Genomic DNA, 15,650 nt, shown 5'->3' on the forward strand with positions numbered 1-15,650 from the left:
AGATAGAATTGAATCCACTGCTAGTACTGATAGAGTCATTACCATCATTGCCATTTATTGTATCTTTACCTCCATAGCCAAAAATTGTATCGTCACCAGCAGTTCCATTGAGAAGATCGTCACCAGCAGTTCCATGAATATTGTTTGTACCTCCAGTTGTACCTCCAGAACCTTGTGTTGCTTCAGCACCAAGATTAAGTTGGTATGATGCATTACTACCAGACGAATACACTTGCAGATAGTAATTTCCTTCTCCTAAATTTCCCCCGAGATTGAGTGTTTTTTGATAAGTATGCACGCCGTTAATGCTACTATTACTAGTACTCAGTGAAGTCCTCAATCCACTAGATGTCAGAGACCCATTTTCTAGAGAGACGATCCTCTCTCCAGCATCTATCTGTCCATTGTTGTTAGCATCTCGATATAGCCCAAGATTATAATTTCCTCCATCAATTTTTAAATCAAAACTGCTATTTGATTCCAGGTTAAAGCGATAGTAGTCATTCGGGTCACTTGGCCCTACAAAGTCATTGAATTGTCGAGATGTACTCAAATTTCCTAAATCTCGTGCTGTGCTTGGAGTATTGTCAGTCATAATGAAAATTCCTCATATCTCAGAGTATCCGAATTTATTCTGAGCTTTAGCTTTAGTTTGATACTTTAATTTAATCAAATACCAATCAGTTTATCCACTCATATCTCATTGGTATTTTTTGGAAGCCAACCTAGTTTTTGTAGGCTGGTATTACAGATATGCAAAGTATTTCTGAGCTGTAGCTTAAGTTGGATACCGCAATTCAATCACATCCCAATTGATTTATCTACGCATATCTCATGGGTGTTTTGTAGAAATAAACCCAGTTTTCATAGGTTATAATTACGGGTATACTGAGTTTCAGTTCAATCAGAGTGCAAGCTCATACAAAACCTAGTCTTATGCTTTCTGCCTGTGAAGAAGCTATGAATGCACAACCGACCTTAGATCTCGATGCGCTTATCGAACAAATGCAGAAGATTAAGGGCAAACCTTTATCTAAAGCCGAGCAAGAATACTTGGGTTGCTTAATTTGTGGATATACTGGATACGAAATGGCGTTTCGTCGTAGATACAAGCGCAACCCAAAGCTTGCAGAAGATTTTGGTCAGAAAGAGATCCATCAAAAATCTAAAACCATCACGAGTGATACAGCATCTAGGTTTATACGTGATGTGCTTAAAGAAATTCTTAATCTTGATTCAGAGCGGGAGAGATTACCTAGTGGCGAACACTTAATCGCTTGTCTCAAAGCAGCAGGATTTGAGAAGGAAACATCTCCGTCTCTAGAAGATAAAGATCGCCAGATCCTTAATATTATGTTACAAATCCCCCCTGAAGTGATCCTAAGCCCACAACAGCGTCGTCAAGCGATAAAACTCCTAGAAGAAATATTACCTGGAAAATGTATTGGTTTTTTTCAATCACTGGAAATTAAGGAATAAGCTACTGCTATGTCTGACCTCAACTCTAACTCTAATGTCAATTCAACGGCTTTGGTTTTCCAAGGCGACGATCGCGCCTATGAGAGATTGCAAGCTCTCTGGCAATCTGGCGAGCTTGAACAGATGCTGGGTTTTCCTATTGCTCAAGTAGGACTGTTACCAGAAGTTCCCAACCTCAACTCTCAACCTCACAATCTTGGCCAGTGGCTCAAGGGTTCTCTCTTCAGGGATGGTTGGAGAATGGCTCAAGGGACTCTAGTTACTTTGCTCAATCTTTATTCTCCCCTGGCTTCTGCCTACCGCAGTCCAACTCAAGCTCGGCTGAACGAACTTACTTCCAGCCCAGATTCGCCAGCTAATCGAACAGATTTGGAGGAACTTCTTCAGCAAGCTGCATCAGATCGAGTGAAATTGGCGGTTATTGGAAAAATAATCGATCGAGACCCTGAGAATGCAGTAGCTCTAGAAGCTCTTAAGTTACTGTTGGCTAATCGTTCTGAACACATTCGTCGCTTGGCTGCTTTTTATTTAGGGCAATGCACTGCTGAAAATTCTGGTATTCTAGATGCTCTAGTTGAGCAAATTCGGCAAGAAGAGGATAGCGAGGCTTGTTGGCAAATGGCAATGAGTCTGGGTCAAATTGCACCAGAACACCCAGAAGCGGCGATCGCACAAACCAAAGCGCTCCAACTTGGCAGTTATCCCCTTGTACTTCTAGTCGCTCTTAAATTGAGCCAAGCACAATCCGATCAAATCGACATCTTGCTACAAGTCAAACCAGAGGGAGAAGAACCAACCAGCTTGCCTGAAGGGTTAGAATTAGTGGTATTAGACAGCAATGGCAATAAAGTCCCCAGAGACTCATCTTCATCAGAATATCTAGAAAAAGTAGCTCTCGCTGATGAGATTTGCTTGCCTCTAGAACTTTATGGCTCTCCTGGAGAAGAATTTACAGTCCGTCTCAATTATCAAGAGGACAGGATCGCTGAAAGGTTTATTATCTAGTCTCCAGCAAAGTTTTCCTGCAAGAGCTGTTCGATCTCTGGTAAAATCCGGTTTAATTCTAGGAACGTCGGGCTATTTTCCGATAATTCTACCATCATCCCCCGCAATTGCCGGATTGCATTTCTGGCCAACTTCTGAACTTTTGTCTCTTGAAGATTTTGTCCTGCCGATGCCAGCATTTGCAGCTTTTCTAATGCTTCGACGCGATCGAGATCGTCCAGAGAAGGATCGTCGATGACTGTAGCCTGTAGTTGTTCCAGTAGCTCTGCAACTCTAGGTTGACCGACACCTCGCAGCTCCTGCCAAGTCCAAGGAATTTCAGCCGGATTTTGACAAATTACAGGTAGCCAACTGGCACAGAAAAATTGATTGTCTAATTCCCTTAACTTTTCTCTGGCTTGGCGAACCGATAAATAAAGGGACTCACCACGAGCAAACGTATCCATAAAGTATTGCAGAAATTTCTGAGCAACAACATCGGGTACTGGCTCTCGCATCACGATAATTTGCGGGATCTGTAATCTGGCTAATTGTTGAGCTAAACCCAAACCATCACAGGAGTTAAAAATGGCTAACTTTAGACCTTGCTTAATTCCTGTTTGCAGCGCATCTTGCAACTGTTTAATCGTCAAACTGTCGGTTCGATTAATGTAAATACATCCCGTATCTCTATCTCCTTGACTTTCGCTGTGTCCGGCGAAAAAGAGAATATCCCATCCTCTGATATCTTGAAGGGTTTCCTCTAATTCAGCCTGCTGAGGTTCAACTAAGCAAACAGTCTCTGCGGTTTCAATGCCTTCTAGTAACTGCCGGTCTCGCTCGAGATCGATACCTTCCGAGTTACCGAGAACAATTAACACTCGAACATTATGCCTTGTATTGGGAGATTTTTCAACTAGATCGTAGGCTGTCGTACTCAGAGCAATTTCAGCCTTTTCATAAGTTTCAAACCAGTTCCATAGCTGCCAAGGCAGTTGCCGCAGCAGAGGATCTTCAGTTTGAATCAAGACTCGAATCTCATAGTTATAGGGGAGCTGGGCCTGTAATTTTTCTCGAACTGGAAGAAATGCTTCTGAATTTAGCCATTCATTGATAGCTTGTGATAACCTCTGAGCAGATTCATCTAATTCTCGCTGAAATGAAGTGTTAGGAATTTGTTTTCTCCGGCCACCTAACCTCAAATTTTGTCCCACGGTGCGGTAAGTATCTTGCCAGGTTAATAATGCAGTAGGTAACTCCGCAGAAGGGGGAAGCTGACCAGGCATCTCATTGGAAGGCAGTGCAGCATAATCACCAACTTGTAAGATCAGAGGAAAACCTGTCTCAAAGTTGCCTGCTCCAATCTTCAGCATTACTCGTTTACCTACATAAACTTTATTATCCAGCACTTGGGAATCTTTAAAGTTTGTTTTTATCATTCCCAAGAGCATCTGAACTTTACTATCTCGATCGGCAAGCATAGATAAAAATTTCCGATCGGGGGAAGATTGAAGGCGTTTGTACTCTCTAAAGTATTCGGCATGAAGTTGCGATCGGTCAGTACCCTTTGCCACTTTTGCTCTTATAAGAAGTTGATCTTGATTTTTGCCTCGCCGTTCGATTGAAACAATTTCAAGGTTTGCTTCTGGATGATTATCCATTAATCGATCTAGTGAAATTGCAATTGCCCGTGGATCGATATCCTGACGATGGTAAAGATCGAGAGTCTCTTTGAGAGGAGTGATAAAATCAGCAAAATCGCCGGGTTCAAATATTTCGTTACGATTATCGGGTTTACGACCTGTATCTGGGTCATCCTCAGTTGGTAAACGAGTAAAGATAAATTCACATCTTATATTATCTAACTTGGTTTCAGCACTAATACGCCAGTCTTGAATAAAAGCACCGGTCAAACAAGCACCTGTTAAGTCAGCTCGATCGAGTTGAGTTTGCACGAGCTTGGCAAGAGATAGGTCAGCACCCTGTAACAAGGTGTCTCCCAAATCAGCACCAATAAAATTTGCCTTTCTAAGATTAGCATCGATCAGGTTAACACTTCTCAAAGACATTCTTTCAAAATTCTTGTCTTCACCGTTTCGAGTAACCGCCAATTGTAAAATTTCGGCTTCTTTCAAGTAACTATTACCGACACTAGCAAAATCTAATCCCTGAGTGTTCAGCCAATTGGTATGTGCTATTATGGCATGGTTCAACCGAGAATTTTTGAGAAATGCATTAGCGAAATTTGCACCGGTCAAGTCACTAGATTGGAAGTTAGTTCCGCCTAATGATGAAATTGATAAGATTAATTGTCGAACAATGGAGAATTTTTCCGATCCACGAACCGCTTGCCTACTGATGTAGTTACCCAAAACAATTAGAATTACTAATATTAGAATAGCCAGTAAGATTGCCCACTCTCTTTCACTTTCAATGACCGCAGCAACTATTGCTCGAGAAAGGTTCAGTGCGCCAAACTGCTGACGAAGTTCGGATACCACAGTATCTAAATCATCGCTATTTTCTATAATATTGGATGAATATTTAACGAGTTGCTGGATGGCTCCAAAGCCAACAAAACAGCCCAGAGTTCCTAAAATAACATGGGTAGGATACTTGGAATCTGTAACTACAGTAGCCAGTCCTGTCGCGATCGCCTGCAACAAGCTGGCAACTACGATTAATGCAGAAACTAGGGCAGTGGCTCCAACCCCTGGTAGTATTCTCAGAGCTGTACCGACAATGGACAGCACAGTGACAACACTAGCAGCTAATGTGAGAATTCCTGGAATATATCCTCGCCATACTGTAACCACAGAGAACGTTACCAAAACTAACCAAGCAATAACGCCAGATATTAGACGGTAATCTTCAAAGTTAATAAAGTAAGGTTGCAACATGCCTGCTGCGATCGTACCTGTTAAACCACTCACAAGACCTGCTAATATTGCTGTCGCAACTGAAGTGAATAGCCAGAAAATAATCCAATGATTTGGCAGTCCACAAATAACATGGCTAAAGTCAGCTCCATTGAGTTTTGCATTTTTGAAGTTTGCACCACGTAGGTCTGCATGACTAAAATTACTACCTTCTAACTTTCGATCTCCGAAGGATTTGCCCTGGAGATTAGCACCACTGAAGTTGTAATTCATATTATCTTTAATTTAAATTAAAACGATCGAACATATAGCTAAACACATTTAATAAATAGCTGTAATTATTTTAAATTAAAGTAAGCATCAATATCTTCCAATATCTCGATCGCTTTAGGTGATAATTCAGATTGAGATTGCACCTCTAGAAATATCCCTCTTAACCATTGAACAGATTTTCTCACTTTCCTAACAAAATGTACTTTCCCCAAAATGGCACAGTCTAATATTTCTCTCAATTGAATTATTGCTTCTATTTGGTCAGACTCTGATAGGTCTAGATTAATAATCAATTGTTGAAGTTCTAAGATTAATTGACTTAATCGATTTAAGCTGAACTCATTAGAAGATTCAATTATCATAATTGCCTTTTCCAAATCAGCGTTGGTTGACTCTAAACTTCCATAAACTCCTTGAATCATACTTTCGATGCTCTTAACTCTCTCATTAGGGATGTCTATTAAAACCCTCGGATCGTTATGAGGTAGAGATTTGAGTAAATTATAATCCCGAAAATATTCTTGGCTTAACCTGGAGAAATCAACCCCTTCACTTGTTTTTGCTCTTAATAGCAATTTGCCTTCTCCTTTTCTCTCCATTGCCAGTAGTTCAATGTCCGATTCAGGATGGTTTTCTATTAACTTTTGAAAGGCAAATGCTACGGCACGGGGATCGACTTGCTGGTTGTGATATAGATCTAAAGTTCTGACTAACGGAGCAATGAAATCAGCAAAATCTCCATCTTTAAAATACTCCTCTCGATTGTCCGGTTTACGGAAACAATCGCGATTATCGGGTGTTGGGAGTCTCATATAAATATATTGACACTGAATATTATCTAGCTTAGTGTCAACAGTTATTCCCCAATCTTGAATGTATGCTCCGGTCAAACAAGCACCTGTTAAGTCAGTTTTATCTAAGTCTGCTTGGACTAGTTTGGCATCAGATAAGTTAGCATATCTCAACCATGTATTACTTAAGTCTGCACCAATAAAGCTTGCCTCATGAAGTTCTAAGTTGCATAGATTCAGACCCTGTAAATTCATGCGATCGAAGTTTTCACTTCTGCCTTGGCCTGTCAACAACAAATTTCTAATTTTTGGATTGTCTAAATAACTAGAACCGACGAGTGATGTATTGAGATGTTTAACTTCTAACCAGCAAGTACGATCGATTTTTGCTTGTCTAAAATTACAGTTTCTCAGTACAGATCCTGTTAAATTCGCATTTGATAACTCGGCTTGACTAAAATTTGTACCTCCTAATGCGGCCATTGTTGCTGCCAAACTTCTAATCAATGTAAATCGCTGGTCTTCAGCTATTGTCTTTTGACCAATGTAGCCACCAAGTCCCAAAATTAGACCTGATATAAGAATAGCAGATAGTTGACCTAGTAATGGTTGATTCGTTGCCGTAATTGTAAGAGCTTTCGCGATCGCTCCATCCCCTGATTCTGTAACAGTTTGAGCAATAGACCAAACAACAAAACTGAATATCAATCCAGATATCGAACTCATTACAGCAGTCAGTATCCTTAAGGGTCTAGATTGATCGATTAGAAGACTAATTGCTACAGAAGCTGACATCGTTATGTTGCCCACTAAAAACCAAGCAACAGCAAGAGCTACTGCACCAGTACCTGCAAGAATTGGTTGAAATAAATTACTTAATGGGACTAATGTAGAAATTGTAATAGTTGTTGCTACACCTCCTATAAGTATTCCGGAAGAGAGCGTCATTATTGTAAAAACACTTAGGGAGATTACAATAATGACTGATGGAATCAACGTAAACTCATCTGTAAATCTATTAGTGGCTGTACTCACTATCGTAATTCCTGACTGTATAGCAGCAATCGTGGCTATTGCTGCTAGAGTAATCGAAAAAATGGTAAGACCAATCATCCAACTATATGATTGTCCTGCCTCAACCTTACAAAAGTGAGCATTATCTAATGTTGCTCCTTTGAAATTTGTACTACGAATATTAGCATCATTCAAATTTATATCAGGTAACCCTTGGCCGGCTAGGGATTGACCCACCAGATTAACACCCTGAAAATTTCTTCTTCCTAATGAATATAACTTGATCAAGTCTTTAGCTTTCATCTCTTATTCAACTCAGGCTTGACAATCAACTAGGGTTTCACAAAAATCTAGTAATCGATTCATCCCCCAAAAATGATCTTCTAAATTATTTGTTTTACTAATGTGGCTGATATGCCCACCTTTTTTTGTTAGGATTAGATGAGCATTTCTATTTTGAGCCATTCGCTGTTTCATCTGCGGCCATATGCTGGGTTCAAAGAGAGGGTCATTTTGGGAATAAATAATTAGATAAGGAAGAGCCAACCGATCTAAAAAGTAAAGAGCGCTAGTTTGGTGATAATATGCAAAAATGCTGTTAAAGCCGTAGTAGTCAATAACCATTTCCCGATCATAATTATCGATTGAAGTGATGCATTCTACAGCACCTGGTTTTAAGGTATGGGGAAAAAGTTCTCGGCGTTTTTCTCCTTCAGCGCGGAAGTTGCGAACAAAACTCTGCTCAATCTTTCTACCGATTGATGTTTTTCGTAAATGAACCAGAGAAAGGTTAGACTCTAGGTGGGTTGAGAGAGTGGCTGCACCACATATTTTGGAACACTTTGTTTCCATTGCCGCTCTCAATCCCCATAATGCTAATTGTCCTCCCATTGAGACACCAGCGAGAATAACTGGGGGTGGGCAACCCATTTTTGTCAGTTGTTCTGCCAGATGGATTTGGTCTTGTCCTTCTCGCCAGCCGTAGGAGGAAGGAACGGGAGAAAGTTCTGCCGTTTTTCCGTGGCCTCGCCAATCATACAGAAGAATTGCAAAATTGCGGTTGTAAGCTTTGCGGGCAAACAAGTTAGCATACCAGGCTTTTTTGACAATTCCATTGAGACCTGTATTGAAGATGATAGTGCCTTTGACATGGGTAGGACAACTCCATAATCCCCAGAGGGGAACCCCTTCAGCACCAGTAAATATCTGTTCTTGCCAAGCATAAATTTGAGGCAGGTGACTTAACCAAGGAACGCGATCGCCCCACCGTTGCCAGGTTTTTCCATACCAGTATTTTGTGGCGAGGGTTTGGATTAAACCATCATTGAAATATAGGGGAGGTTGATATTTAATCATTCTCTGTCCTAATTCCATTGTTCTGTTTCTTTTCTCAGATACCACATTGACCAACGCCAAACACGCCTACTCACTACAAGGGAGGCGATCGCCCAAGCTATTGCGATCGCTAGAGCATACTGTGGTGCAATCAATCTCATCAGCAGAAGCAAGTACATTGTAGCTTCCTTGCTGGATAGCGATCGCCTGGTCTAGGGGCGAGAGAATCATAAGGAAACACCCGTCTACCTAGCTCAACAATTGGAAAGTGAACAAAGAAAACCGGCCTTAAATCCTCTAAAATGAGGCCAGTCAACGACTACGCTCAAGCCCTGAGTCAGTTCAATTGCAACGCGAAAAGATTACCCTCTCCCAGCTAGAAACCTTTCTATTCAAGGCCGCTGATCTTCTGCGCGGCAACATGGACGCATCTGAATTTAAAGGGCATTTCTATTAATTGACTATAGCCTAAATTTATGAGAGAACCAAATTTGTATTCTAAACTACAAAAAACTAACAAAAAAGCGTGTAATATTCCGTGAGGAAATAATCTAACCTGTCAAACCCTTGGCACAATTATTGTCACTCCCCCATTTTCCGGCTCGCACCCTAAAACTAGACAGTGGCTTAACCCTGATCCATCAGCAAATGTCAGCCACCCCCGCAGTGGTTGCGGATGTGTGGGTAAAAGCAGGGGCAATGCAAGAGCCAGAAGACGCACCTGGACTCGCCCACTTCCTGGAACATATGGTGTTCAAAGGAACAGCTCGCATTGGCCCTGGGATATTTGACCAAGTCATCGAAAATCGAGGTGGTGTCAGTAATGCGGCCACCAGTTATGATTATGCTCATTTCTATATTAATACCGCTGTTCATCATCTGGCTGATACCTTACCCTATTTAGCCCAAATTTTACTCCATCCGGCGATTCCGGAGGAGGAATTTTTGCAAGAACGAGAAGTGGTGATGTCAGAAATAAGACAAGTTCAAGACGATCCCGACTGGCTAGGATTTTCTTCGTTGCTGGAAAATTTATATCCCGATCATCCTTATGGACGCTCCGTACTGGGAACGCAAGCGCAAGTCTTAAACCATACTCCGCAACAAATGCAGTCATTTCATCAGCAGTGTTACCAACCGGAGAATATAACTGTGGTGTTAGTCGGAGATATTACTGAAACTGAAGCGATTCATTTAGTCAGTAAAAGTTTTGTGGGGTTTAAAAAAGAAAGGAGCAGTGAGAAAAAAGGGCGATCGCACAAGCAATGGGTCGCATTATCGCCGCACCATCTCACCCCAGACAATGGCAAAAAAAACCGAAAAACGCCTTCGATTTTTCCTCTAGAAACGATTCGCAGAAAGGAATTCAAGTACCCTCGCTTAGAAGAAGCCAGATTAATGATGGCATGGCTAGGGCCAGGAGTCAATCGCCTCAGTGACGCTTATGCTCTGGATTTAATTTCCGTACTTTTAGCCAGTGGACGGACTTCCCGTCTCGTGAGAGAATTACAACAAGAACAGGGTTTAGCTTATGGGATTGGCAGTGATTTTTCTCTGCAACAGGATTCTAGCTTGTTTACAATTACGGCTTGGCTAGAGCCGAAATATCTGAACGATGTAGAATTTTTGATTCGCGATCGCCTGGATACCCTCCGCACGACCCCCATTTTGGAGACTGAATTGCGATCGTGCCAGCGTCAACTGTGTAATGATTATGCCTTCTCTACGGAAACCCCTAGTCAATTGGCCGGATTATATGGATATTACAATACCGTCGCTCAAGCCAGGCAAGCGGTGAGTTATCCCCATCGGGTACGATCTCTAACTGCCGAAGAAATTCAGCGTGTAGCTGGAGAATATTTACACCCCGATCGCTATGTTGTCACCCAGTTGAAACCGTTGTGGCGATCGGGGAGTGGGGGAATGGGGGGATAGGGGGACTCGGAGATCGCCCATTACCCATGATTTTTAATTTTTAATTGACATGACAGTTACTCTTCTCTCTTCACTTCAATCGAATCGAGCCTCTCGCTTGCAACTGAGCAATGGTATTGTGCTGTTAGTGGTGGAAAATGCGATCGCCGATATTGTTTCGAGTCGTTGGTTTTTGCGCTCTGGATGCAGTTGCGATCCCCCAGAAAAAGCAGGTATCGCTAACTTAGTCGCGTCCTTACTCACCAAAGGAACCCCGGACTTTTCTTGGTCAGATATTGCCGAACAAATTGAATCGGTGGGAGCAAGCTGTGGTGCAGATGCAGCCGCAGATTATTTTCTCATGAGTCTGAAAACAGTTTCTGGGGATTTTGTGCCCTTATTTAAGTTAGTCGCCCAGTTGATGCGATCGCCCACTTTTCCCCTAGAGCAAATACAATTAGAAAAGCGCCTGGTTTTACAAAGCATTCGCCAATCCCAAGAACAACCGTTTTCCTTAGCCTTCAAAGGCTTGCGTGAAGCCATGTATGGGGATCATCCCTACGGAAAATCCACCCTGGGAACCCTAGAAAGTGTTGAGCGCATTACCCAAAACGATTTACAAGCCTTCCATAAAGCCTATTTTCGTCCCGATAACTTAGTCATTAGCATCTGTGGACGGATTAATGTATCAGAAGCTGTTTCTCTAGTTGAGGAGATCTTAGGCGATTGGGAAGTCCCAGAAAAACCCATCCCTCAAGTGCCTTTTCCACCCTTGAATCTAGATCGGATGTCTAGAATATCTCCTGTCATTCAACCCCAGGACACCCAACAATCCATCGTTATGGTCGGCTATCCAGGCGCACCAGTCAAGAGTCCAGATTATGCCGTGTTGAAATTGCTCAATACTTATTTAGGTAATGGCTTATCGAGCCGCTTGTTTGTGGAGTTGCGGGAAAAACGGGGATTAGCCTATGATGTTTCCGCCTTTTATCCCACTCGTCAAGATTTATCCCAATTTGTTGTGTATATGGGAACTGCTCCGAGTAATACGGGAATTGCCATTACTTCCCTACAAGAAGAAGTCGAGCGCTTAAGTGAAACGTTCCTAACCTTAGATGACTTGAGTACGAGTAAAAATAAACTGCTGGGGCAATATGCATTAGGCAAACAAACCAATTCCCAGATTGCCCAAATTTTGGGATGGTATGAAACCATTGGGTTAGGAATAGAATTTGATGACCACTTTCAAGAAACGATTGCTCAAGTGACCATTAACCAAGCCCAGGCTATTTCTCAAACTTATCTTACTTCTGGCTGTTTGTCGATTGTTGGCCCTCAAGAAGTCGTGGGTGAACACAAGTTGGGTTAATAGGTTGGAGATCGCGTTTCATTCCCGGTCTGATTTCCAACTCTTCTAATGACTTATGCATTCCCAAATTTTCGGCAATGAAAGCGTCTTTCTTTTGACGGAGGACAAAGTCTACACCTTCTAAGCTGAACCAATCTCCCAACTTATCCCTCTTCTTCCACTCTTGGAAATTCTGAGGAATTTCCGTCATTACAGCCCGCGAACTCCAAGGAAAGAATCAGGGTTTCACCCCCCTTTTTTGGAAAGTGACAGAAGAGGGATTAGCCTTCAAACTGTACCTCATAGAAGAGAGAACCGCTATAATACTCTTATCATCTTCGCTTAATTTCGTTTCAATCGTAATGCGATTGGGAGCTTTTTTGATTTCTTCAAATGTTTTTCCAGCATGACTTTCATCCAGAGCATCGAGCACATTAGCCAACCCATTCATAAACACTTGATTAATTTGCCCGTCATAGCATTTCACGGCGGGAATCTCCCCATCTCTTTTTACAATTTTAATGGCTGGGCGTTTTTCGTTAGCTTTGAGGCGATACTTTAAAATTAATAAAGTTCAACATTTTCATTAGACATCTCCTAGAATTAGGCTGAAACCTTAATGCTGTCGTTTAAAAAACGAAGTTTTAGGAGATGTCTATTGTATTCAAACCATACTTTCGCCTGTAACAAGGAGCTTAGAGTAACTGCTCTCTTAAGGTAAGCCCCTTGTCTCTTAAGGAGAGATCCTATCAAGTCCAGTTAGGCAATTTATAATTTATTCAATGAACTTGATATTACCCTAATCCTTCGATCGCCGGATGGAAGAAGAACGCTAGCCCTAAAACTACATAGGTTGCCAGTAACAGAGACCCTTCCAACCAATCAGAACGACCATCGGAACTAACCGAGTTAGCTAATAGAACAGCGACAACCACGGCGACTAACTCGAAGGGATTGAAATCGAGATCCATGGGTTGGTGAAAGAATACTCCAGCTAAGACCAAAACGGGCGCTACAAACAGGGCAATCTGCAAACTCGAACCCATCGCTACAGAAACCGACAGTTCCATTTTATTTTTCATCGCCACAGTCACTGCGGTGGCATGTTCAGCCGCATTACCAATAATGGGAACTAGAATAACCCCGGTAAATAGAGCGGTTAAGCCTAAATAAGAAGTGGCTTCTTCCAAAGAAGCCACTAATAGCTCTGATTCTACGGCAACCACCAGAGTGGCTGCCAGCAGTACTAGAGACCACAAGGTGATATTGGGCTGTTCATGGGTTTCTTCTTCGCCTTCCTCCTCATTTTCTGCCAATCCCACATCATAGAGATAGGAATGGGTTTTCATGGAAAAGAGCAATGTGAGTAAATAAACCACAATTAAAACGATGGATACTGCCCCCGATAACGTTTGCATGGTTTCTTCGGCAATCCCATCAGAGGTGACATCGACGGCGGTGGGAACCAAGATGGCAATTACCGCCAAATTCATGGCTGAGGCATTCAGACGGGCTACCACTGAGGTAAAGTTTTGTTCCTTATAACGAATACCGCCTAAAAACATGGCAAACCCCATTACCAGCAATAAGTTACTGATAATGGAGCCGGTGATACTAGCTTTCACCACATCGACTAAGCCAGCATTTAAGGCAACTAGACCAATAATCAATTCAGTAGCATTACCGAAAGTAGCGTTCATCAAGCCCCCCAAATTGGGGCCCAGCACCACGGCAATTTCTTCGGTTGCCGTTCCCATCCAAGCCGCTAAGGGAATAATGGCCAAAGCAGAAGTAATAAAGATGGTTGTCGATCCCCAGCCCAGAAAGTGGCCGGCAATGGAGATAGGGACAAAGACTAAAAGTAGAGAAATGATCGTATTCGTTTTCAACATGGCGATCGCATCCAGGTTTACACCCTACCCATGCTACTCCCATTTTTAGAAAACTATCTGTTCTCAAAAACTTAGAGCCACTATGACACGTTCTAGACTAAGCTGTACACTGGTTTTCAAACCCCTATATTGGCCATTCAACCTTGACTTATTCTTGTGGTAAATTATTAGTCATTCACGGCAGCCGAGACCCTCGTCCCCATCAGGGTGTTTTGGACTTGGCGCAACAGGTTCGTACTTGTTTAGAGCGCCAACACAGTCGCCCCACTCGAGTAGAAACGGCAACTCTAGAGTTGGGTGAACTGACGTTAGCTGAACAAATTCAACAGTTTGGCAATCGCCTGTTGGCAGAACATATCGATTATCTACAAATCATTCCCCTATTTATACTTCCTGGAGTGCATGTCATAGAAGACATTCCAGCTCAAGTACAGCAGGCGCAAACCCTCTTGGGAGAAAAGATGACTTTAGAGATCTGTCCCTATTTAGGAAGTCATCCCCAACTGCACAACCGATTAGCAGGAGAAATCAAGACCACCGATCGCGAGATTTGGATCGTTATGGCCCATGGTAGTCGCCGACCTGGTGGCAATCAACCCGTCGAAACCCTAGCCCATCAATTGGGGATTCTTGATGCCTATTGGTCAGTGATGCCATCCTTAGATTGGAGACTTAGCCAATTAATGGATTTGGGATATCGTCGGATTGGAGTGTTGCCCTATTTCCTCTTTCCTGGCTATATTACTGATGCGATCGCCGAAACCCTAGCTGCAAAACAAGCTGGCGATCCTCAATTGGACTATATCCTGCGCTCTCCCCTCAATCAAAATCCCCATTTAGCCCAAATGGTACTGGATTTAACAGTATCTTCCCCTCTTTCGACCCTAATCTAAAGTTTACATAACCCACCGAACCCCTATGACCTCTTCATCCTCTCCCCTCGGTAAAGTCTATCTTGTTGGTGCAGGGCCTGGCGATCCCGGATTAATGACGCTCAAAGGAAAAGACCTGCTTCAGATGGCCGATGTGGTGGTTTATGATGCCTTGGTCAGTCCTCCCATTGTAGAGATGATTAACCCGAAGGCGAAAAAAATCCATGGGGGAAAACGACGCGGAAGACATTCACTCAAGCAGGATGAAATTACCCAAATTTTAATTGAAGAAGCTCAAAATCAGGCGATCGTCGTTCGTCTCAAAGGTGGAGATCCCTTTATCTTTGGGCGCGGTGGGGAAGAAATGGCCGATCTGCTCGCTGAGGGAATTCCAGTAGAGGTGGTGCCTGGTATTACTTCCGGAATTGCCGCTCCAGCCTATGCAGGCATTCCTTTAACCCATCGGGGGTATAGTTCTTCAGTGACGTTTGTAACTGGGCACGAATCCGTCGGCAAATATCGACCGAAAGTGCATTGGCCGGCGATCGCCCAAGGTTCAGAAACCATTGTTATTTATATGGGGATTCATAATTTATCCCAGATTATCCCCCAACTGCTCGAGGCGCAATTATCTCCCCAAACTCCGATTAGTCTGATCCGTTGGGGAACTTGTCCCGAACAAGAAACCCTAGTGGCAACCTTAGAAACGGTTATTCATGAAGTAGAAGAAAGCGGATTTAGCTCACCGGCGATCGCTGTTATTGGTCACGTTGTGGGAGCTATAGGGGATAGGGAGATAGAGAGATCGGGGGATCTTTCAAGGGAATGATTTTAAGATTCGAGTCAGGAAGACACGGAGAAACGGGGAC

Annotated in this window: 13 protein-coding genes; 6 read left to right on the top strand and 7 right to left on the bottom strand. The window is 42.7% G+C overall.

Annotation, left to right across the window (positions count from 1 at the left end; genetic code table 11):
* Nucleotides 1-595, bottom strand: a 595-nt coding sequence (locus AC3A14_RS03815; protein ID WP_487778912.1) for a calcium-binding protein, incomplete at its 3' end; no start/stop codon positions are given.
* Nucleotides 596-936: 341 nt separating this feature from the next.
* Between AC3A14_RS03815 and AC3A14_RS03820 the strand changes: the two genes are divergently transcribed.
* Together AC3A14_RS03820 and AC3A14_RS03825 are read left to right on the top strand one after the other, a co-directional pair.
* Nucleotides 937-1,479, top strand: a complete 543-nt coding sequence (locus AC3A14_RS03820; RefSeq protein ID WP_318731205.1) for a hypothetical protein — start codon at nucleotides 937-939, stop codon at nucleotides 1,477-1,479.
* Between the two features lie 9 nt (nucleotides 1,480-1,488).
* Complete coding sequence (locus AC3A14_RS03825) at nucleotides 1,489-2,484, top strand: DUF1822 family protein (protein WP_318731204.1); 996 nt, start codon at nucleotides 1,489-1,491, stop codon at nucleotides 2,482-2,484.
* Here AC3A14_RS03825 and AC3A14_RS03830 read toward each other — a convergent pair.
* From AC3A14_RS03830 to AC3A14_RS03845, 4 genes are all read right to left on the bottom strand, one after another.
* Entirely contained in the window at nucleotides 2,481-5,615 is a 3,135-nt protein-coding gene (locus AC3A14_RS03830; protein WP_318731203.1) for a pentapeptide repeat-containing protein, read from the bottom strand. The two genes, AC3A14_RS03825 and AC3A14_RS03830, sit on opposite strands and share 4 nt — an antisense overlap.
* A 65-nt stretch (nucleotides 5,616-5,680) precedes the next feature.
* Nucleotides 5,681-7,723, bottom strand: a complete 2,043-nt coding sequence (locus AC3A14_RS03835; RefSeq protein WP_318731202.1) for a pentapeptide repeat-containing protein — start codon at nucleotides 7,721-7,723, stop codon at nucleotides 5,681-5,683.
* Nucleotides 7,724-7,735: 12 nt separating this feature from the next.
* A complete protein-coding gene (locus tag AC3A14_RS03840) occupies nucleotides 7,736-8,776 on the bottom strand; it encodes a YheT family hydrolase (RefSeq protein WP_318731201.1) in 1,041 nt (346 codons plus the stop codon).
* A 66-nt stretch (nucleotides 8,777-8,842) separates the two neighbouring features.
* Nucleotides 8,843-8,986: a hypothetical protein gene (locus AC3A14_RS03845; RefSeq protein WP_318731200.1), complete on the bottom strand. Its 144-nt coding sequence runs from the start codon at nucleotides 8,984-8,986 to the stop codon at nucleotides 8,843-8,845.
* Between the two features lie 336 nt (nucleotides 8,987-9,322).
* On the opposite strand from AC3A14_RS03845, the gene AC3A14_RS03850 reads away from it, so the two are divergent.
* Together AC3A14_RS03850 and AC3A14_RS03855 are read left to right on the top strand one after the other, a co-directional pair.
* Nucleotides 9,323-10,690: a M16 family metallopeptidase gene (locus AC3A14_RS03850; RefSeq protein WP_318731199.1), complete on the top strand. Its 1,368-nt coding sequence runs from the start codon at nucleotides 9,323-9,325 to the stop codon at nucleotides 10,688-10,690.
* Between the two features lie 49 nt (nucleotides 10,691-10,739).
* A complete protein-coding gene (locus AC3A14_RS03855; RefSeq protein ID WP_318731198.1) occupies nucleotides 10,740-12,038 on the top strand; it encodes a M16 family metallopeptidase in 1,299 nt (432 codons plus the stop codon).
* A gap of 217 nt (nucleotides 12,039-12,255) precedes the next feature.
* Here the strand turns inward: AC3A14_RS03855 and AC3A14_RS03860 are convergent, their stop codons facing one another.
* A complete protein-coding gene (locus tag AC3A14_RS03860; protein ID WP_318731197.1) occupies nucleotides 12,256-12,504 on the bottom strand; it encodes a hypothetical protein in 249 nt (82 codons plus the stop codon).
* A gap of 307 nt (nucleotides 12,505-12,811) precedes the next feature.
* Nucleotides 12,812-13,909 (bottom strand): calcium/proton exchanger, encoded by a 1,098-nt coding sequence (gene cax / locus AC3A14_RS03865; RefSeq protein WP_318700886.1) that lies wholly within the window; start codon nucleotides 13,907-13,909, stop codon nucleotides 12,812-12,814.
* 143 nt (nucleotides 13,910-14,052) lie between these two features.
* On the opposite strand from cax, the gene AC3A14_RS03870 reads away from it, so the two are divergent.
* Together AC3A14_RS03870 and cobA are read left to right on the top strand one after the other, a co-directional pair.
* Nucleotides 14,053-14,802, top strand: a complete 750-nt coding sequence (locus AC3A14_RS03870) for a sirohydrochlorin chelatase (protein WP_318731196.1) — start codon at nucleotides 14,053-14,055, stop codon at nucleotides 14,800-14,802.
* A 25-nt stretch (nucleotides 14,803-14,827) separates the two neighbouring features.
* Nucleotides 14,828-15,610, top strand: a complete 783-nt coding sequence (gene cobA / locus AC3A14_RS03875) for a uroporphyrinogen-III C-methyltransferase (protein WP_318737066.1) — start codon at nucleotides 14,828-14,830, stop codon at nucleotides 15,608-15,610.
* The last annotated feature ends 40 nt before the right edge of the window (nucleotides 15,611-15,650 follow it).

The sequence above is a fragment of the Roseofilum sp. genome (genome assembly GCF_982964205.1).

Excerpts from the sequence above, each read along its gene's own strand:
- AC3A14_RS03825 (WP_318731204.1), top strand. The coding sequence starts at position 1,489 with ATGTCTGACCTCAACTCTAACTCTAATGTCAATTCAACGGCTTTGGTT.
- AC3A14_RS03835 (WP_318731202.1), bottom strand. The coding sequence starts at position 7,723 with ATGAAAGCTAAAGACTTGATCAAGTTATATTCATTAGGAAGAAGAAAT.
- AC3A14_RS03820 (WP_318731205.1), top strand. The coding sequence starts at position 937 with ATGCTTTCTGCCTGTGAAGAAGCTATGAATGCACAACCGACCTTAGAT.
- AC3A14_RS03845 (WP_318731200.1), bottom strand. The coding sequence starts at position 8,986 with ATGATTCTCTCGCCCCTAGACCAGGCGATCGCTATCCAGCAAGGAAGC.
- cobA (WP_318737066.1), top strand. The coding sequence starts at position 14,828 with ATGACCTCTTCATCCTCTCCCCTCGGTAAAGTCTATCTTGTTGGTGCA.
- cax (WP_318700886.1), bottom strand. The coding sequence starts at position 13,909 with ATGTTGAAAACGAATACGATCATTTCTCTACTTTTAGTCTTTGTCCCT.
- AC3A14_RS03840 (WP_318731201.1), bottom strand. The coding sequence starts at position 8,776 with ATGATTAAATATCAACCTCCCCTATATTTCAATGATGGTTTAATCCAA.
- AC3A14_RS03855 (WP_318731198.1), top strand. The coding sequence starts at position 10,740 with ATGACAGTTACTCTTCTCTCTTCACTTCAATCGAATCGAGCCTCTCGC.
- AC3A14_RS03830 (WP_318731203.1), bottom strand. The coding sequence starts at position 5,615 with ATGAATTACAACTTCAGTGGTGCTAATCTCCAGGGCAAATCCTTCGGA.